This is a genomic window from Kitasatospora sp. cg17-2 (assembly GCF_054031055.1).
The window spans coordinates 1052026-1070737 of record NZ_CM132923.1 but is presented as its reverse complement, the minus strand read 5'-3'; the positions used below and the strand labels follow the sequence as shown (position 1 = coordinate 1070737).

At 73.3% G+C, this 18712-nt stretch carries 15 protein-coding genes; 10 read left to right on the top strand and 5 right to left on the bottom strand.

The annotated features are described in order from the left end of the window. Positions 1-48: 48 nt before the first annotated feature. From ACW14Y_RS04175 to ACW14Y_RS04165, 3 genes are all read left to right on the top strand, one after another. Positions 49-678 (top strand): winged helix-turn-helix transcriptional regulator, encoded by a 630-nt coding sequence (locus ACW14Y_RS04175; RefSeq protein WP_380305772.1) that lies wholly within the window; start codon positions 49-51, stop codon positions 676-678. Between the two features lie 341 nt (positions 679-1019). Continuing rightward, positions 1020-1568 carry a SigE family RNA polymerase sigma factor gene (locus tag ACW14Y_RS04170; RefSeq protein ID WP_073810252.1) on the top strand — a complete coding sequence of 183 codons (549 nt, stop codon included), beginning with the start codon at positions 1020-1022 and terminating at the stop codon, positions 1566-1568. Further along, complete coding sequence (locus ACW14Y_RS04165) at positions 1565-2143, top strand: PASTA domain-containing protein (RefSeq protein WP_456985903.1); 579 nt, start codon at positions 1565-1567, stop codon at positions 2141-2143. Before ACW14Y_RS04170 ends, ACW14Y_RS04165 begins: the two co-directional genes overlap by 4 nt. Positions 2144-2322: 179 nt before the next feature. Here ACW14Y_RS04165 and ACW14Y_RS04160 read toward each other — a convergent pair whose 3' ends face one another. Continuing rightward, the gene (locus ACW14Y_RS04160) at positions 2323-2847 is read right to left on the bottom strand and encodes a hypothetical protein (protein WP_456985902.1); all 525 of its coding nucleotides are present in this window, start codon (positions 2845-2847) and stop codon (positions 2323-2325) included. Beyond that, on the bottom strand, positions 2847-3734 hold the full coding sequence (locus ACW14Y_RS04155; protein WP_456985901.1) for a tetratricopeptide repeat protein: 888 nt from the start codon (positions 3732-3734) through the stop codon (positions 2847-2849). The genes ACW14Y_RS04160 and ACW14Y_RS04155 overlap by 1 nt, the downstream gene beginning before the upstream one ends. Here ACW14Y_RS04155 and ACW14Y_RS04150 point away from each other — a divergent pair. After that, a complete protein-coding gene (locus tag ACW14Y_RS04150; protein ID WP_456985900.1) occupies positions 3684-4370 on the top strand; it encodes a hypothetical protein in 687 nt (228 codons plus the stop codon). The genes ACW14Y_RS04155 and ACW14Y_RS04150 overlap by 51 nt on opposite strands. Positions 4371-4606: 236 nt before the next feature. Here ACW14Y_RS04150 and ACW14Y_RS04145 read toward each other — a convergent pair whose 3' ends face one another. Next, positions 4607-5041 (bottom strand): hypothetical protein, encoded by a 435-nt coding sequence (locus tag ACW14Y_RS04145; RefSeq protein WP_380386612.1) that lies wholly within the window; start codon positions 5039-5041, stop codon positions 4607-4609. A 427-nt stretch (positions 5042-5468) separates the two neighbouring features. Between ACW14Y_RS04145 and ACW14Y_RS04140 the strand changes: the two genes are divergently transcribed. Continuing rightward, positions 5469-5921 (top strand): hypothetical protein, encoded by a 453-nt coding sequence (locus ACW14Y_RS04140; RefSeq protein ID WP_456985899.1) that lies wholly within the window; start codon positions 5469-5471, stop codon positions 5919-5921. A gap of 323 nt (positions 5922-6244) precedes the next feature. On the opposite strand, the gene ACW14Y_RS04135 is transcribed toward ACW14Y_RS04140, so the two are convergent. Then, positions 6245-7615, bottom strand: a complete 1371-nt coding sequence (locus ACW14Y_RS04135) for a competence protein CoiA family protein (protein ID WP_456985898.1) — start codon at positions 7613-7615, stop codon at positions 6245-6247. 308 nt (positions 7616-7923) lie between these two features. Here ACW14Y_RS04135 and ACW14Y_RS04130 point away from each other — a divergent pair, with 308 nt between their 5' ends. After that, positions 7924-8547 (top strand): hypothetical protein, encoded by a 624-nt coding sequence (locus tag ACW14Y_RS04130; protein ID WP_456985897.1) that lies wholly within the window; start codon positions 7924-7926, stop codon positions 8545-8547. Positions 8548-8647: 100 nt separating this feature from the next. Here the strand turns inward: ACW14Y_RS04130 and ACW14Y_RS04125 are convergent, their stop codons facing one another. Next, positions 8648-9850, bottom strand: coding sequence for a hypothetical protein (locus ACW14Y_RS04125; protein ID WP_456985896.1), 1203 nt, complete (start codon positions 9848-9850; stop codon positions 8648-8650). Positions 9851-10209: 359 nt separating this feature from the next. On the opposite strand from ACW14Y_RS04125, the gene ACW14Y_RS04120 reads away from it, so the two are divergent. The 4 genes from ACW14Y_RS04120 to ACW14Y_RS04105 all read left to right on the top strand — a co-directional run bounded on the left by ACW14Y_RS04120 (position 10210) and on the right by ACW14Y_RS04105 (position 18608). Continuing rightward, the gene (locus ACW14Y_RS04120; RefSeq protein WP_456985895.1) at positions 10210-11529 is read left to right on the top strand and encodes a discoidin domain-containing protein; all 1320 of its coding nucleotides are present in this window, start codon (positions 10210-10212) and stop codon (positions 11527-11529) included. A 2-nt stretch (positions 11530-11531) separates the two neighbouring features. Beyond that, complete coding sequence (locus tag ACW14Y_RS04115) at positions 11532-12875, top strand: MFS transporter (protein ID WP_456988060.1); 1344 nt, start codon at positions 11532-11534, stop codon at positions 12873-12875. After that, positions 12872-13846 carry a hypothetical protein gene (locus ACW14Y_RS04110; protein ID WP_456985894.1) on the top strand — a complete coding sequence of 325 codons (975 nt, stop codon included), beginning with the start codon at positions 12872-12874 and terminating at the stop codon, positions 13844-13846. The genes ACW14Y_RS04115 and ACW14Y_RS04110 overlap by 4 nt, the downstream gene beginning before the upstream one ends. Before the next feature lie 367 nt (positions 13847-14213). Next, on the top strand, positions 14214-18608 hold the full coding sequence (locus ACW14Y_RS04105; protein WP_456985893.1) for a molybdopterin-dependent oxidoreductase: 4395 nt from the start codon (positions 14214-14216) through the stop codon (positions 18606-18608). The last annotated feature ends 104 nt before the right edge of the window (positions 18609-18712 follow it).

Genomic DNA, 18712 nt, shown 5'->3' with positions numbered 1-18712 from the left:
GTCAACAAGGGAGTTTTGAATCTCAACACCACGATGTAGGGTGGTGGCATGCGCACCTACGGGCAGTTCTGCGGCATCGCGAAAGCACTGGACGCCATCGGCGACCGATGGACCCTGCTGATCGTCCGTGAACTGCTCGCCCTGGGTCCGTGCCGGCACACCGACCTGCGCAACGGCCTGCCCGGGATCGCCAGCAACCTGCTGGTCGACCGGCTCCGCGAACTCGAGGAAACCGGCCTGATCCACCGCGAGGCCGCCCCGCCGCCGGTGGCCACCACCCTGTTCTCCCTCACCGAGCGTGGCCGCGCGCTGGAGCCGGTGCTGCAGGAGCTGAGCCGGTGGGGCGTGCCGCTGTTGCGTGAGCCGGGCGGCAGCGACACCTTCCGCACCCACTGGCTGGACATGCCCGCCCGGGCACTGACCGACCACCGCCCCGACCAGCCGGCAATCGCCCTGCAACTGCACGCCGACGGCAACGAGGACCTGGTCATCGAAGTCAAGGACGGCTCGGTGCACACCCACGCCGGCCGGGTCGACCACCCCACCGCGTCCCTGAGTGGACCGCCGCACCTGCTGGCCGCGACCCTGCTCGGCGACCTCGATCTGAGCGCCGCACTACAGCAAGGGCTGCGGCTCAGCGGCGAACGCGAGGCAGTACTGCGCATCCTGCCCCGCTGATCCGGGTGGTGTGGCCCAGCATGGGCCAGTCGACCTCCCCCCGGGAGCGCGGGCGGACCGGCTTGCGCAGCTGGCCGGCCCAGTGCCCGTACCGGGTCGCCAGGTCGGCGACGCCGGGAAGCTCCCGGGCGAGGAACCTGGAGATCGGCGATTCGGCCCGGCGGCCCTCCGCTTCGCCGGGCTCCGCCCGCACCCCGGGCGGCAGCGGCGCGAGGTCCTGGGACACCCTTCCGTCCCGGCTGTGATTCACGTCACTACCGGCGGCTCGGTGCAGCACCCGGCCCCCGTTCCGCCGTCATGGGGGCAGTGATCAGGACGGGACGAGGAGAGGAGGTCGGCGGGTGAGGTTTCGCAGGAGCGGTCCGGGCAACGGATTCACGGAGTTCGTCGCACAGCGGTCGGGAGCGTTGTTCCGCACCGCGTATGCGCTGACCGGTGACGTGCACGTGGCCGAGGATCTGGTGCAGGAGACGCTGGAGCGGGCGTGCCGACAGTGGCGGAAGGTCGCGGTGGCGGACTCGCCGGAGGCGTACGTGCGCAAAGTGCTGGTCAACCTGGCCAACGACCGCTGGCGGCGGCTGTCGCGCCGGGGCGAGCGCCCCGGGCTGTCGGGGGTGCCCGAGACGGCCGACCCCCGGGACCGGTTCGGGCAGGTGGATCTGCGCGCGGAACTGATCGAGGCACTGCTCGGGCTGCCGATGGGCATGCGCAGCGTGGTGGTCCTGTACTACCTGCACGATCTGGACGCCCGGCAGGTCGCCGACGTCCTGGACATTTCTTCGAGTGCGGTGAGGTCCCAGCTCGCCCGCGGCCTGGCCAAGCTGCGCGATTCGGTATCGGGCGCCCAGGCGCCGCACACGCCGTCGGCCGCTTTCGGAGGTACGAAGTGAGGAACACGTCGTCCGGACCGGCCCCGTTCGAGCCGGGCCTCGAAGCCGAGCTGCGTGCCGCGGTGGTCTCCTTCGCCGACGGGCCGACGGCGCCGGTCGTCGACGCGGCCGCGATCGAGCGAGCCGTCGGCCGCAGCCGCACCCGCCGGGCGCTCCTCGGCACCGCTGCGGCGTGCTGCGTGCTGGCGTGCGCCACGGTGGGGTTCTTCGCGCTGAAGCCCGTGCCGGCCGCGCCCGGCGCCTCCCCGTTCCTGTCCCCACCGGCGAACGGGGCGTGCACCCCGCTCGCCACCGGCACCCCCAAGAGCGGAAGCGCCGATGCGACGCCGACACAGGAGCAGGAGCAGACCGCGGGAGCGGGCATCGCGCTGCCGGACCTGGCCGGCATGCCGGTCGAACAGGCCGGAAGCCTGCTGCGCGGACTCGGACTGAGCTGCACGATCATGCGTCACACGGACTGGAACGCTCCCGCCGGGCAGGTGATCAGCAGTCAGCCCCGGGGCGGCGCACAACCGGTGGCACCGGGCTCGTCCGTCCTCCTGCTGGTCTCGACGGGCAAACCCGGCGGAACCTGAGCGACCGGGCCCTTCGGCCCGCGCACCGGCCGAGTGACCCAGGGGCCGGTGCCGGGCAGTCCGTCGACCGCGGCGCACCGGCTGGACGCCCGCCCCTCCGGGCCGCTGCTCGACTCCGCCTCCGATCGGAGACGGCGGGGCCCGGGCAGCGACCCCGCCGCCCGGGCCCCGGCGTGCCGCTACTCGGCCGGCGGGGCGTCCGGCAACACGATGGCGAGCTGGCCGTCCGCGCCCAGCCGCCCCTTGCTGTCGGCCCGCTGGTCGTCGACGACCGCGAACCCGTCGACCGTCTCCGCGGCCTCGGGCCGGGCCGGGACCGGTACGGCGGTCCGGGTCCTGCGCTGCTCGGCGGCGACCTTCACCATCGGGTGGTCCCCGTACTCGCCGCGGTCGCGCTCGTAGCCTCGGCCGGCCTGCGAGCCGGGCTTCCACCGGCCGTGCCGGTCGGCGGCCTCCGCCGAGGCGCCGGCGTCCCGGGCCGCCGAGCGGCCGGACGCCCGCCAGCCGTTCGCGGTGAAGACACGTCCCTCGGCGTCCTTCTCCAGGCCGACGGCGGCCACCAGCCGCTTGGAGAGGTCGTAGACGGGGCCGGGGTGCAGCTTCTCGGAGATGTGGCCCCAGCGGTCGATCCTCCGCAGCAGCCGGCCCTCGGTGACACCGTGCTCGGCGAGCATCCCGCGCCACAACCACGGCGGTCGGGTCACTACAGGCTCCTGCCACCAGTGTCGTGATCGGGTTGGGGCGGTAGTGCGGTGCCTGCGGCCTGGAGGGCGCGGGAGCGGAAGTCGGCGGCGGCCTCGGGTTGCCCGTCGGTGTCCAGCACCGCGGCGGCGAGCCCGTACGCCTCGGCGAGCGCGGGCCCGTACGTGGCCGGATCATCGGCCAGGTACGGGCCGACCGCCCCGACCGCCTCGGCGGCGTCCTGCCACGCCCCCGCCGCGTCACCGGGGAGCAGAGCACGCCCCCGCCGGGTCAGCATCGTGGCCAGACCCGCGCGCGACACCACGGTGTCCGGGTGCGCAGGGCCGAGAACACGGACCCGGCCCTCCACAACGGAACGCAACAGGTCGAGGGCACCGTCGGTGCGCCCCGCTTGCCAGTAGGAGACGGCGAGGTTGGCCCGGGAGGTCAGGGTGTCTGGGTGGTTGTGGCCGAGGATCCGCTCGCGGTCGGTGAGGACCCGTTCCTGGAGCACGATCGCCTCGGCGGTGCGTCCCGCTTGCCAGTAGGACGTGGCGAGGTTGCCACGGGACACAAGGGTGTCGGGGTGGTTGTGGCCGAGGATGCTCTCGCGGTCGGTGAGGACCCGTTCCTGGAGCACGATCGCCTCGGCGGTGCGTCCCGCCTGCCAGTAGGAGGAGGCGAGGTTGTTGCGGGAGGTCAGGGTGTCGGGGTGGTCGTCGCCGAGGAGCCGCTCGGTGTCGGCCGTGAGGTGCTGCCAGTGCAGAACCGGCTGGAGCCCTGAACGAGCCCGTTCGAATGTCCGAGCGGAATGGCATGCTGCCGAGCGCGTGTCCTGATTCGAACGGAGCAGCCACTGATGACTGTCGACTTCCGTGCCGCCTGGTGCGCTACCGACCTCGGCGACCACCGGCCCTGCCGCTGTACGTACGAGAGGTACCCCTACGACAGCCTGCCCGTGCTGGACGCAAGCCGCCTCACCGGGGCGTTCCAGTGGCTCGGTGATCCCGGTGGGACGCTCCAGGACCAGGTCGAGAAACTCCACGAGTTGGATCTCCGCCTGGCGGCCGAAGGACTGTCGCTGCCTCAGGACTTCGTTACCTTCTGCACTTCGTCGAACCTGCGCGGCTCCTTGGACTCGGTGTCGGTGACCGGTTGCTGGATCAGCCTCTCGGCACCGTTGCCCAGTCCCGTCGAGACGGGTGCGTTCCTCGTCCGCTTCTTCCGTGACCAGCAGGACTGCGTTCTCTGGTACCTCTACCTCCGGCCGTCCGGCGAGGTGTTTGTGGTCAACTCCTCCCTCGACTACGAATTCGAGTACGAAGCTCGGGACTCCGACGACTACGAGCCCGAGGGCGACCTGGACGACCCGGTGGCTCAGGAGGCCGAGATCCTCTGGTGCGCTCCCTCCTTCGAGCACTTCGCCTACCGGTTCTGGCTCGAGAACCGCCTCTGGCGGGCCGTCAACGGACGGAGCGACGAGCCGCTCGACGCCGAGCTGAAGGAGTACCTGGACCACTACCGGGCCGTACAACGCCAGGTCTGAGCGCGGGCCCTGTCCGCCGTCCCTGATTGCCCCTGACTACGCGCCGATCGGGCGCCCACCCTCTTGCCTGCACCGGCACGCGATGCTGCGCGCCGAGCACATAGACGTCAACGCCGTCGCCCGCCGTACCGAGGCCGAGTTGTGTGCGGAGACGGCCGCCGCCCGACCCGCCGGAGCCGACCCCGAGGACGTCCTCGGGGCCGGCCGACACCGGCACCACCCGAGCGGGGTGAGCCCTACCAGGCGGGGCGCCGGTCCTGGCGTGATGTGGAGAAACCGGTGGGGACGGCCGTCTGTATTCGCCACAGCAGGCCCGGACCGGGCGGGAACTCGTGGGTGGCCGGCGCTGGGGGGTGAAGGCGCCGATGGCCGGGAAGGGGCAACTCGGTCAGAACACCGTCCCGCATCATCCAGAGCCCGAAGCAGTCGTCCTCCTCGTCGTGGATCAACACCTGCACGCTCTCCGGATGCGGCCAGGCCAGGGACTCCAGATGCCGAAGCAGTCCCGACCGTGGACGCATTCGGTCGAACTCGATCACCCACCCACCGATGAAGAGGTGGAGCCGCTCGAAACGACCCTGCCAGCTGCGTGAGTCGTCCGGCTGGGTCAGCGGTCCCATCACCTCATCCGCGTCCGGCGCCAACACGATGACCTGCGCGATTCTGCTCATGCCGAAGTATCGGCGCAGACCGCGGGCCGCCGGCAAGCGAATTCAGAGGTAGCGGGTGGCGCGGCCAGGGCGCTGCGTCCAACCGGACGAGGCGGGTCCTGACTCGCCTGTTTTCATGTCATACCGGATGAGTACTTGTACGGATAGGGGCCCGGCCGGTCACCGCAATAGCCTCTTCGTCGGCCGAGGAACTGTCGGGAAGGAACCGACAACGCTTCCCAGACTGACCGTCAACCCATCGGGCCCCCTGTAATTCCCGGGACGGGCCGACCACGGCCCGGCCGTCCGGTCCTCACGTCCTGTTCCAGCCACAAGGAATTCCACTGTGCCGTTCCCCCTGCCACGACCCGCGGCCCGCGCTGTCGCAGCGCGGCGCCCCGGCATCGCCGCACTGGCGCTCTGTCTGCCCCTGATCCTCGGAGGATGCATGTCCACGCCCGACCCCGCCGAGCCGCTGCCCGTCAAGGCTCGCCAGGACGCCCAGGGCTGGGCCCAGCGCATGACCGAGTACATGGCGCAGAGCGGCGGTGTCACCCTCGATCCCGGCAGCGCCGAGCCGTTCTTCAACGACTGCGTCGGCCAGAACGACGAGGTCGCCCAGGACGGCCGGTACAAGATGTCGTACGCGGTCTACAGTTCCGCCCCGCTCGAGCAGCACCCCGAGGCGGTCCGCAAGGTCCGTGCGATGCTCGAACAGCAGGGCTTCAAGATCGACGGATACCGGGAGACCACGGACGGCAAGGTCGACACCGTCCTCGACGCCTCCCAGGCGTCGAGCCGGTACCTGATCACCGTCGAGACCACGACGGGAGGACTGCTGCTCTTTCGGGTCAGAACGCCCTGCCTGATGCCTCCGGCAACACCGGGGGCGGTCGGCTGACACGGACGGAGCCGGCCCGGGGCCGCCGATAGCCGCAGGCAGGCGGGACGGTGGACAGCGGAGTCCGCGTCCTGATCACCACCCCTGCCACCAGCGCACAACCGCCAAACACCACCGACCACGAAGTCGACGACCAACACAGCCCAACTACCCGTTCCCCCTCGACCTCGACCTCGACGCCCGCACGGCTGCGCCGGTAGCTCCGCACCGGCACCGGGGCGCTCCGTCCCCCGGCCGACCCGGCGGGGGACGATCCGTGCTTCGCCCCGCGCAGGGCCGGCCGACAGTGCTGCGGCTCGGCCCGCCAAGGCGTTCGGGTTGCCTCAGGTGGCGGCTGGGACAGGGGTGCCACCGTCGGGTTCCGGAGGCCGAGTGCACCCCGGCTCCACCGGTGCGTCCCGGACCGCTCTGTTGGGCGGTGTCCCGGCCGGGGACGGCGAGCGGTCCGGGGCCGGTTCGGTGTGCTGCATGGTCCAGCCGTCGATCGGCACCCGGGGCCGCGGCGGCCTGCGCGTCGCCCGGTCGAAGCGCTTCAGGTCCGCCGCGGTGGTGAACAGCAACAGCATTCCCGCGAGCAACCCGAACGCCTCGCCCTTGACGAGGCTCGGCGCCGGGTCGAAGACCGCGACCACAGCTCCGTCGGGGCCGATCAGCGGGGTTCCGGCGGCCCAGCGCGGGTCGGCGAGGCTCCAGCCGATCTCCGTCGTGATGCCGTGCTCGCGGGCCAGATGGGCGATCGCCAGGCGAACCCCGCGATTCATCCGCAGCACGTGCCGACGGATCTCCACCGTGTCGCTGGGCGCCAGGCGCGCCTGCCGCTCGGCGGCGGCCGCCCGCTCCCGCGCTCCGGCCCGGGAGAGGGCGTTGCTCGCGTCGATCCCGGCCCGCCGCTTCGCCGCCTGCGCCCGGTGGGCGGCCCGCTGCTGCTCCTGTTCCAGCTCCCGCCGCCGGGCCTCCCGCACGTGGGCGTCCTCGGCCGCGATGTACTGCGGGGCGGTCCACACCAGGTCGAGCTGTCGCTGCGGGTGGGCGAGGGCCAGCTGCGGGGCGTGCTGGACCACCCTGTCGGTGAAGACCCAGCGCAGGAAGTCGGCCACGGGGACCTGCGGTGCGGCGACCCACCGGCCACCGGCGAGCTTCACCAGTCCTTCGGCGACGACCAGGCCGCTGTCGGCCGCGGCCAGGCGCAGGGAGGGGACGGTGCCGAGCCACGGTGGCCGCGGGCGGTCGCTGAACCAGCAGCTGGTGACGCCGTCGGCGAGCATCCGCTCGGTGCGGGTGGTGATGGTGTCGGCGGTGATCGGGGACAGCTGGGCCTCCAGCGCCGTGCGCCTGGTCCCGGTTGGGTCGGTGGCCAGCACGTCGGCGCGCCAGGATCCGTCGGCGGCGCGGACCTCCAGCTCGGCGTGGGCGCCGGCGTCGCGGGCGGCGCCGACGAGTTCCAGCTTCAGGAGGTGGTGGGCCTCGGACTCGCCCTGCAGGGCGATCTCGCAGTGCGGCGGGCGCGGTGCGTGGGCGAAGAACCGCAGTCCGCCCCTGGAGACCTTCGCGTGCACCGGGTGCAGGCACTCCGGGCAGGCCAGCGGCGCGGCCGGCCTCGCCTTCCACACCCTCTCCCACGCCTGCCCACACCCGAGGTCGGGCAGGTGCGCGAAGACGGTGCCCCACTCGGCGTGGACCGCGCGGAACGCCATCAGCTCGGACGCTGGAGGAGGCCCTGCGGCGATCGCAGACGCAGAGCAGGGCGGCCACCGGGCGGGGCGGCGGGGCGGTTCGTACCGGACACCTTGCTCGGCTCCTGACGTGGGGTGGGCTGTCAACGGCAGGGTCCGGCGGGCAGAGGGCCAGCATGGTGCGAACCCGTTGAATCGGCCGGAACTCGACCGTGCACGCTCGGAACCCGACCCCAGGACGGTCGTCCGACGTACGGACCGGCGCCCCAGCGGTGCTCGCTGCTCCTGGGGCAACGGCTGTGTCGTCGGCCCCTGCTATCAAGACCCGTATGACATCGAACGCAGAAGGTCCGCACAGCCGGGAGACGCTGTTCGAGACGGCGTGCGCGGCCCTCGCCGCAGGCCGCGACGACGTGCAGCAACTGTTCGAGCGTGCCGCCGCCGGCGCGGGGCCGGAGATGCTGTGGCGGATCACCAACACGTTCGTGGAGGCGTTCGACGGACGGGCGGCGGGGTGGATGAGCCGCGCGGTCGAGTCGTCGGAGGTGCCGGACGGGATCAGCGTGCACGCGGGGACGTTGCGGATCGTCGTGGATCACGGCTACCCGGTTCACCAGTTCTGGGACATCGAGGTCAGTTCCTCGGCCGAGGACCGGGCGGCGGTGGTGGCGGCGTTGAACGCGGCCGAGCCTCGGTTGATGCGGCTCACCGACGACGGCCGCGAGTTGTCGGCCGAGGAGATGGAAGCCGCGCTGGAGAAGGGCGTCGACTTCTACAGCCCGAACTACGCCGCGGTGGAGGCGGATCCAGTGCCCCGGATCGGGCTGGACTGCAAGGACGCGATCATGCCCTTCATGAGCCGCGCCTTCATCCGGGTGCTGCTGGAGGAGCTGGAGTCCGCGGGCGTGCGGCAGGCCGGGCTGAGCACGGACCCGAGGCCGATGTCCGGGTGATGGCCGGGAGGGTCGGTCCGAGGGCTTCGGCAGGACGGTCGCCGAGTACCCCCACGCGCCCACGCGCCCGACGCGGGCCCGGAGGCGGTCGCTCGGTGGGTCAGTGTGCCCCGGCCAGGTCCAGCAGGTGGTGCATGACCGCCACCGGCAGGGTCGGATTGCACGCGGCGGCCGCGGCATGGGCCGGCCGGGCGAGCCGCCGGAGCAGTTCGTCGGCGGGGAGCCTGGGGTCGCTGACCGCCCGGGCGCTCACCTCGGGGTCGTCGGCGAGTTTCAGCGGCAGTTCGGGCCCGGCCTCCGGGTCGTCCAGCGCGGCGTTCCGCAGGCGCGGGTTGGGGTCGTCGGCGAACCGGGCCAACCCGGGGCGGGCGAAGTTGCGGTGGTGGCGGAAGCCCGACCAGTACCGGTCCTGCACCGTGGCGTACAGCTCGACCAGCAGCTCGTGCGGCGCGTCCTCGCAGTGCTCGGCGAGCGTGCGCCGCACCCACTCGTCCTCGTCCGCCGCCAGCAGGGTCACCACGTCGGACGGCAGGTGGGGCTGGGCCGCGAGCGCACGTCGCAGCCCGAGGTGCGCGGAGCTCGCGATCCGGCGGGCCGCGTCCGGATCGGTCGCCTGCCGTGCGATCCAGGACGGCGGTGACCAGAACCGCTGCGGCACCGTGCACGGGATCGCGGTGCGCTGGTCCTCGGTCAGCTCCTCCCGCAGCGAGACCGCGAGCCGGACGTCGTTCTCGGGATCCGCCGCCAGTCGCAGGGCCAGGGCGGTCGGCAGCCCGGGATCGGCGGCAGCCTCCAGGCGGACGGACCGGTCGGGGTGTGCCACCCGCTGCTCCGGCGTCAGTACGGGGGCTTCCGGCTCCTGCGCCGCTACCGGAGGTGCTCCACCGCCGCGGACGATCCGCCGGATCTTCGGTTCCGGGTCCTCTGCCAGGATCTCCAGTACCCCGGCGGGGATCCGGCGGCGGTGCTCGAAGAGCATCACCGCATAGACGAACCGGACCCGGGGTTCCGGATCCCGCGCGAGCCGGGCCAGGACGTCGACGTCCGCGGTCGGGTTCTCCGTCACGTCCAAGCGGTGCTGGACCTGCGGCGACGCCACCACCAGCTCCGTCGCCGCGGCGTCCAGGGGCCGGTGCCGGAGCCAGGGGGTCGGAATCGACGGTTCGTCGAACTCCAGCAGTCGGGCCAGCACCTCCACCGGCAGGGCCCGATTGCCCGCCAGCCCGCGCAGCCAGCCCTCCACCGCATCGGCATCGGCGGCTGCCCGCTCCAGCGCCGCGCCCGTTCCGCCCGTTCCGTCCATCCGTGCATTCTCGCGCACCCCGCAGGTCCTGGGTCGGGGCGGCGGTCGGTCGACGTACGGCCCGTTGTTCGCAAGGGAGTTCGCAGGGCAGTTCGCAAGGGAGTTCGGCGTACTCAGGGTATTGTCAGGAAACTTTACTTACCACTAGGCTCCCCGACGGCGGCTTGGCGCGGCGCCCGCACTGCCGGGGCGTGACGTGCTCAGCGAGAGCTCTGACCCGGCCGCTGCGGTGGTGCGGGCCGCCGCCCGGCCGGAAGGCTCGCGTGCGGGCCGGGCCGGAGTCCAGCTCTTGCCCTCGTTCTAGGTCAGGGAGTCCAGGGATGCGTCCCGAAGTCTCAGTGAGGCCTGTACACATCGGAGTGTTCGCCGCCGTGCTCGTGCTGGTGGGCGGACTGTTGCTCGGCTGGTCCGGGCGGGCGGGAGCGGCGGCCGATCCGCTGCTCTCGCGGGGCAAGGCCGCCACGGCCTCGTCCACGGAGGGCTCGTCGTACGCGGCGGGCAAGGCGTTCGACGGGAACACCGGTACGCGGTGGGCGAGCGCCGAGGGCAAGGACCCGCAGTGGCTGCGGGTCGACCTCGGGGCGAACGCCTCCGTCTCGCGGATCAAGCTGACCTGGGAGGCCGCGTACGCGAAGGCGTACCGCCTGGAGGTGTCCGCGGACGGGGCGACCTGGACCCAGGTCGCCGAGGAGAAGGCCAGCAACGGCGGGACGGACGACTGGACCGGCCTGACCGGGAAGGGCCGCTACGTCCGGATGTACGGGACGGCGCGCGGCACCTCCTACGGCTACTCGCTGATCGAGATGGAGGTCTACGGGACCTCGGGCACGACACCGACGCCGACACCGACCGCGACGACCACCGGGCCCACGCCGGGCGGGGCCTTCACCGTGGTCGCGGCGGGCGACATCGCCGCGCAGTGCACCGCCTCGGACAGCGCCTGCGCGCACCCGAAGACCGCGGCCCTCGCCCAGCGGATCGACCCGAAGTTCTACCTGACGATGGGTGACAGCCAGTACGACGACGCCCGGTTGTCCGACTTCAAGGCCTACTACGACAAGACCTGGGGCGCGTTCAAGGCCAAGACCCACCCCGTCCCCGGCAACCACGAGACCTACGACCCGGCCGGCTCCCTCGTCGGCTACAAGGCCTACTTCGGCAGCATCGCCTATCCGCAGGGCAAGAGCTGGTACAGCTTCGACGAGGGCAACTGGCACTTCGTCGCCCTGGACTCCAACGCCTTCGACCAGAGCGCCCAGATCGACTGGCTGAAGGCCGACCTCGCGGCGAACGGCAAGAAGTGCGTCGCCGCCTACTGGCACCACCCGCTGTACTCCTCGGGCGGGCACGGCAACGACCCGGTCTCCCGGCCGGTGTGGCGGATCCTCTACGACGCCAAGGCCGACCTGGTGCTCAACGGGCACGACCACCACTACGAGCGGTTCGCCCCGCAGGACCCGGACGGTAAGGCCACCGCGGACGGGATCGTCGAGATCGTCGGCGGCATGGGCGGCGCCGAGCCCTACCCGATCGAGCAGGTCCAGCCGAACAGCCAGAAGCGGATCAGCGGCGACTACGGCGTGCTGAAGCTCGACTTCACCGACTCCGGGTACGGCTGGAGCTACGTCGGCACGGACGGCAAGGCCAAGGACACCAGCCCGACGTACAGCTGCCACTGATGATGTACCTGGCCACCACCGGCCGCCGTTCGGACGCGCCGCCCCGCCCCGTCGGGGCGGGGCGGCGCGTCCCCGGTACGGTCGTCGCGCTCGGGGCGGTCAGCCTGGTCACCGACATCTCCTCGGAGATGGTCGGGGCCGTGCTGCCGCTCTACCTGGTGCTGGGCCTCGGCCTGTCACCCCTCCAGTTCGGCGTCTTCGACGGACTGTTCAACGGCGCCACGGCGCTGGTCCGGCTCCTCGGCGGGCGGCTCGCCGACCGCGGCGGCGGCCGCCACCGGACCGTGGCCGGGGCGGGCTACCTGCTCTCCGCGCTCTCCCGGCTCGGCCTGCTGCTGGCGGGCGGGGCGGCGGGCGGGATCGCCGCCGCGATGGCCGCCGACCGGCTCGGCAAGGGCGTGCGCACCGCGCCCCGGGACGCGATGATCACGCTCAGCGCGCCGCCGGAGGCCCTCGGCCGGGCGTTCGGCGTGCACCGGGCGATGGACACCACCGGGGCGCTGCTCGGTCCGCTGGTCGCGTTCCTGGTCCTGTGGGCGACGGCGGACGCCTACGACGCGGTGTTCGTGCTCAGCTTCGCCATCGGCCTGCTCGGCGTGGTGGTGCTGGGGCTGTTCGTGCCTGCCGACCCGGGGGCGCCGACCACCCCCGTGAAGCCGACGCGGGCCGTCACGCCGACGCAGGCCGTGACGCCGACGCGGGCCGTCATGCCGACGCGGGCCGTGACGGCGACGCACGCCCCGAAGCCCGTCCCGGCCCCGAAGCCGGCCAGGACCGCGCCCCGGGTGCTCGCCGACCCCGCCTTCCGGCGGGTGGTCGTGGCCGCGGCGCTGCTCGGCGCCGCCACCATCGGCGACTCCTTCCTCTACCTGCTACTCCAGCGCGGCCTCGACCTCCCGGCCGCGCTCTTCCCGCTGCTGCCGCTCGGTTCGGCGGCCTGCTACCTGCTGCTCGCCGTCCCCGCCGGGCGGCTCGCGGACCGGAGCGGACGGCGGATCCCCTTCCTGCTCGGCCACGGCGCCCTGCTCGCCGCCTACCTCACCCTGCTGGCCCCGGCCGGCCCGGCGGTCGCGGTGCTCGTGCTGGTCCTCCTGGGTGTCTTCTACGCCGCCACCGACGGTGTGCTGATGGCCCTGGCCGCGCCCGCGCTCCCGGCGCGGGGCCGGGCGAGCGGGCTCGCCGTCCTGCAGACCGGCCAGGCCCTGGCCCGCCTGGTCGGTGCCGCCGGCTTCGGCGCGGCCTGGACCTGGTGGGGGCCGCGCCCGGCCCTGGTCTCGGCCGCCCTCGTGCTGGCCGTCGCGCTCACCGCCGCCTGGCGGATCCTGCCGGGAAGGAAGGTCCGATGAAGTCCCGTTCGATCGTGCTGGTCCTCGCCGTCCTCGTCCTCCTGGGCGGTTCCCTCGGTTATGTGCTGCACGCCCGGCAACGCGGCGGCGGTCCGCAACTCGTCGCGGCGGAAGCCTCGTTCACCCTGGAGGAGCCCGGCCTCTACTACCGCGACACCGCCACCGGCCGGGTCGCCCGCAGCCCGGGCGGGGTGGCGGACGGCCCGTCCTGCGCCCGGTTCTACGCCGCGGGGGACCGGGCCCTGTGCCTGCGCGCCCTGCCCGGCACCCCGGCCCGCACCGAGGCGGTGGTCTACGACCGGCGGTTCACCGAGCTCCGGAAGGTGACCGTCCCCGGCATCCCCAACCGGGCCCGGGTGTCGCCCTCCGGCCAGGTGCTGTCCTGGACCACCTTCGCCGTCGGCGACTCCTACGCCGCCGGCCGCTTCTCGACCCGGACCTCGGTCCTGGACCTGCGCACGGGCTATCTGATCAAGTCGGTGGAGGAGATCCTGCTGACGATCGGGGACACCCGCTACCACGCCGCCGACCTCAACTACTGGGGCGTCAACTTCGCAGCCGACGACAACCGCTTCTACGCCACCGTGTCGACGGGCGGCCGCACCCACCTGGTCGAGGGCGACCTCAAGGCCTGGTCGGCCCGCACCCTGCGGGAGAACGTCGAGTGCCCCTCGCTCTCCCCGGACGGGACCCGGATCGCCTTCAAGAAGAAGGTCTCCGCCGACCCCGTGGCGCCCTGGCGCCTCTACGTCCTCGACCTGGCCGACCTCCGCGAGCACCCGCTCGCCGAGACCCGGAGCGTCGACGACCAGGCCGCGTGGCTCGACGACAGCACCCTCGCCTACGCCCTCCCGGTCCACGGGAGCAAGGCCACCGACGTCTGGTCCACCCCCGCCGACGGGAGCGGGACGCCGAGCCTCGTCCTCCCCGGCGCTTCCTCCCCGGTCACCGTGCCGCCCCCGCCGGGCTGAAGCCGCAACACGTGCCGTTCCCGCGCCCGTCCCCGCCGCCCGGCGGGTCCGGGCGCGGCGGCGTCTTGGCAACGGCCCGCCCGCCGTGGCACTGTGCGAAGGCGGTCGGCCGGTCGGTCGGGGTCCGCGGGGTCGGGCGGGCTCGCCGGGTTCGGGCGCGTCCGGCAGGTCCGGTGGGCGGTGCGGCCGGCCCCGGGCTCACCGGGGTGGGGTGCCGGCCGTGCGGCGGGGTTTACGCACGGCGTCCGGGTTCGTGATCTCGTGTTAACGCCGTCTTCCTACGGTGCCGGTGGTGGGCCTCCTCACCGCCGGACGGCACGGACCGGCAGGACCGAGGCCGGAGATCGCTACCTGAGAGGGAGCCGTGGTGACGGTACCGGACCCGAAGCCCGTCGAGCGTGTTCGCACCGTCTGCTCGTACTGCGGTGTCGGCTGCGGCATGCTGCTCGACGTGGCCGTCGACGGGGCGACCGGCCGACGCACCGTGGTGAAGTCCTCCGGGGACCGCGACCACCCCGTCAACGCCGGTCGGCTCTGCACCAAGGGCGCCACCACCTCGGACATGCTCGCCGCGCCCGGGCGGCTGACCACCGCGCTGGTCCGGGCCGAGCGGGGAGCCGAACCCGGGGCCGAGGACGTGGACGCGGCGATCACCGCGACGGCGCGACGGCTGCGGGCGGTGCTCGACGAGCACGGGCCGGACGCGCTGGCCTTCTACGTCTCGGGCCAGATGACGCTGGAGGCCCAGTACCTGGTGAACAAGCTCGCCAAGGGCTTCGTCCGCACCAACCAGATCGAGTCCAACTCCCGGCTGTGCATGGCGAGCGCGGGCAGCGGCTACAAGCTGTCGCTGGGCGCGGACGGGCCGCCCGGCTCGTACCGGGACCTCGACCACGCCGACGTGTTCCTCGTCATCGGCTCCAACATGGCCGACTGCCACCCGATCCTGTTCCTGCGGATGATGGACCGGGTCAAGAAGGCGGGCGCCAAGCTGATCGTCGTCGACCCCCGGCGCACCGCGACCGCCGACAAGGCCGACCTCTTCCTCCAGATCCGGCCCGGCACGGACCTGGCGCTGCTCAACGGGCTGCTGCACCTGCTGGTCGAGAACGGCGACACCGACCCGGCCTTCATCGAGGAGTTCACCGAGGGCTGGGAGCAGATGCCCGGCTTCCTGGCGGACTACCCGCCCGCCGAGGTCGCCCGGACCACCGGGATCGCCGAGGAGGACATCCGCGCCGCCGCCCGGCTGATCGGCGCGGCCGCGGAGTGGACGAGCTGCTGGACGATGGGGCTCAACCAGTCCACCCACGGCACCTGGAACACCAACGCCCTGGTCAACCTGCACCTGGCGACCGGCGCGATCTGCCGCCCCGGCAGCGGCCCGTTCTCCCTCACCGGCCAGCCCAACGCGATGGGCGGCCGGGAGATGGGCTACATGGGGCCCGGCCTGCCCGGGCAGCGGTCGGTGCTGGACCCGGCGGAACGGGCCTTCACGGAGGAGCTCTGGGGTGTGCCGCCCGGCACGCTGCGCACCGAGGTCGGCCGGGGCACCGTCGAGATGTTCTCCCGGATGGCCGAGGGGGAGATCAAGGCGTGCTGGATCATCTGCACCAATCCGGTCGCCTCGGTCGCCAACCGCAAGACCGTCATCGCCGGGCTGGAGGCCGCCGAACTCGTCATCACCCAGGACGTGTTCGCCGACACCGAGACCAACGCCTACGCCGACGTGGTGCTGCCCGCCGCGTTCTGGGCCGAGACGGAGGGGGTGCTGGTCAACTCGGAGCGCGGCCTCACCCTGGCCCGGCCGGCCGCCGACCCGGTCGGCGGGGCGCTGCCGGACTGGCGCATCATCGCCCGGGTGGCCTGCGAGATGGGCTTCGCCGAGGCCTTCGACTACGCGAGCGCGGAGGAGGTCTTCGAGGAGCTCAAGCGGGCCTGGAACCCGAAGACCGGTTGGGACCTGCGGGGCGTGAGCTACGCCCGGCTGCGGGACGCCCCCGTGCAGTGGCCGGCCGCCGATCCCGACGGGCCGGAGCGCAACCCGGTCCGCTACCTCAACGACGGCGTCAGCCAGACGCTGCTGGAGCGGCCGGACGGGAGCCGGCCGAGGCTGGCCTTCCCGACCCCGTCCGGCCGGGCCGTGTTCTTCGCCCGCCCGCACCTGCCGCCCGCCGAACTGCCGGACCAGGACTACCCGTTCTGCCTCAACACCGGTCGGTTGCAGCACCAGTGGCACACCCTCACCAAGACCGGCCGGGTCGCCAAGCTCAACCGGCTCGACCCGGGCCCGTTCGTCGAGATCCACCCGCAGGACGCGGAGGCGCTCGGCGTGGTCGACGGCGACCGGCTGGAGGTGGCGTCGAGACGCGGGCGGGCCGTGCTGCCGGCGGTGGTCACCGACCGGGTGCGGCCGGGGGACTGCTTCGCGCCGTTCCACTGGAACGACCTGTTCGGCGAGTACCTCAGCATCAACGCGGTCACCAGTGACGCGGTCGACCCGGTCTCGTTCCAGCCGGAGCTGAAGGTCTGCGCGGTCGCGCTGCGTCCGGTCGCGGCGCCGGTCCCGCAGGAGGCGGCCGCGCCACCGGCGGCGGAGTCCGGGACGGCCGGGGGGTCCGGGACGGCGGCGGAGTCCGGGACGGCCGTGGAGTCCGTGACGGCCGGGGAGTCCGCGCCGTCGCCCGCGCCCGCGTCCTCGGTGGAGCAGGGGCCGCGCGCGGTCGGGGGGTCGCAGCTCGCGGCGCTGGCCGGGCTGTTGGGCGTCGACGCGGTCGAGGCGCCGCAGCTGACGGCCGCCGAACGCACCTATTTGGCGGGCTTCCTGGCCGGGGTGCCGTCCGCGCCGGCCGGGGCCGCCGGGGTGCCGGTACTGCCCGCGCAGGCGCCGGTCGACCCCGAGCGGGCGCGGTGGGTCAACGGCGTGCTGGCCGGGGCGTACTCGCGCCTGGTGGCGGGAGCGGAGGGACCGGCGGCGACCGGGGTGCTCGGACCGGCGCAGGTGCAGGTGCCGGGAGCGGCGGCAGCGGCCGAGGACGCGGCCGGTCCGTCGGCCCTCCCGGAGGCGGGGCGGGCCGTGACCGTCCTGTGGGCCTCGCAGACGGGCACCGCCGAGCAGGTCGCCGCCGAGGTCGCCGAACGCCTGACGGCCGAGGGCTGGCAGCCGCTGCTGCTCGCCATGGACCAGGCCGGGCCCGCCACCCTGGCGGCCGGGGCGCCCGTGCTCCTGATCACCAGTACCTTCGGCGACGGCGAGGCCCCCGACAACGGCGCCGGCTTCTGGGAAGGGGTGCTCGCCGACGCGCCGCCGGACGCCGGCGGGTTGCGCTACGCCGTGCTCGCGCTCGGCGATTCGAGCTACAGCGACTTCTGCGGCCACGGGCGTCGCCTCGATCAACGGCTCGGGGAACTCGGCGCGACCAGGATCGCCCCGCGCGCGGACTGCGAGCCCGACTACCGGGACGCGGCCGACCGGTGGTTGGAGCAGGTGGTGGCCGCGCTGGCCGTCCCGGCCGACAGGACCCCCACCGCCACCGCGCCGACGTCGGTGGTCCCGGTTGCCCCGGTGGCCGTCCCCGCACCCCGGACCGGGTACTCCAAGGAGTCGCCCTTCGGCGCCCGGGTGACCGGCAACCGGCTGCTCGGCCTGCCCGGCTCCGCGAAGGAGGTCCGGCAGTTCGCCTTCGACACCAGGGACGGCCTCGGCGGTACCGACCACGGCGACGGCCTCGGCGACACCGACCACCGCGGCGGCCTCGGCTACCGGGCGGGGGACGTCCTGGGCGTCCGGGCGCGGAACTGCCCCGAGCTGGTCGCCGAGTGGCTGGCCGTCACCGGCCTCGACCCCGACGCCCCCGTCACCGTCCCCGGCGTCGGAGAACTCCCGTTCGCCGAGGCCCTGGGCGGCCACCTGGAGATCGCCAGGATCACCCCGGACCTGCTCCGCTTCGCCGGGGAGCGGTCCGGCGACCGCGCCCTCAAGCGGCTGCTGCGCCCGGACAACACCGGTGAGCTGGCCAAGTGGACCTGGGGCCGACAGGCCGTGGACGTGGTCGGCGCACTGGCCGTACGGGCCGGGGCCGCCGACTGGGCGGCCGTCCTGAAGCCCCTCCAGCCCCGGCTGTACTCGATATCCTCCAGCCCGCTCGTCCACCCGGACGAGGTCCGGGTGACCGTCTCGGTGGTCCGCCACCCCAACGGCGCCGGCCGGATCCGCAAGGGCGTCTGCTCCACCTACCTCGCCGACCGCGCGAGCGACGGCCCGGTGCCGGTCTTCGTCCGGCCGACCGCGCACTTCCGGCCCCCGACGGACCCCGCCACCCCGATGATCATGATCGGCCCGGGCACCGGCGTCGCCCCCTTCATCGGCTTCCTGGAGGACCGCCGGGCACTCGGCCACACCGGCCCCAACTGGCTGTTCTTCGGCGAGCAGCGGCAGTCGACGGACTTCTACTACCGCGAGGAGCTGGCCGACTTCCGGGCCACGGGCCACCTCGACCGCCTCGACCTCGCCTTCTCCCGGGACCAGCGCAACAAGGTCTACGTCCAGGACCGGATGCGCGAGCACGGCCTCGGTCTCTGGGACTGGCTGCAGAACGGCGCCCACCTCTACGTCTGCGGCGACGCGGCCCGGATGGCCAGGGACGTGGACGGCGCGCTGCGCGAGATCGCCCGCACCCACGGCGGCCTCACCGAGGAGGAGGCCGCCGTGCACCTCAAGCAACTGGCCGCCGACAAGCGCTATGTGCGGGACGTCTACTGAGAGCGCTGCGCGGGCGACGTCCACCGAGCCCGGTGTGTCGTCCGCGCGCGACCGTCCCGACGCAAATGGTCTTGCAAAAAGATGCAAGCCGTTTGCGTTCCTGC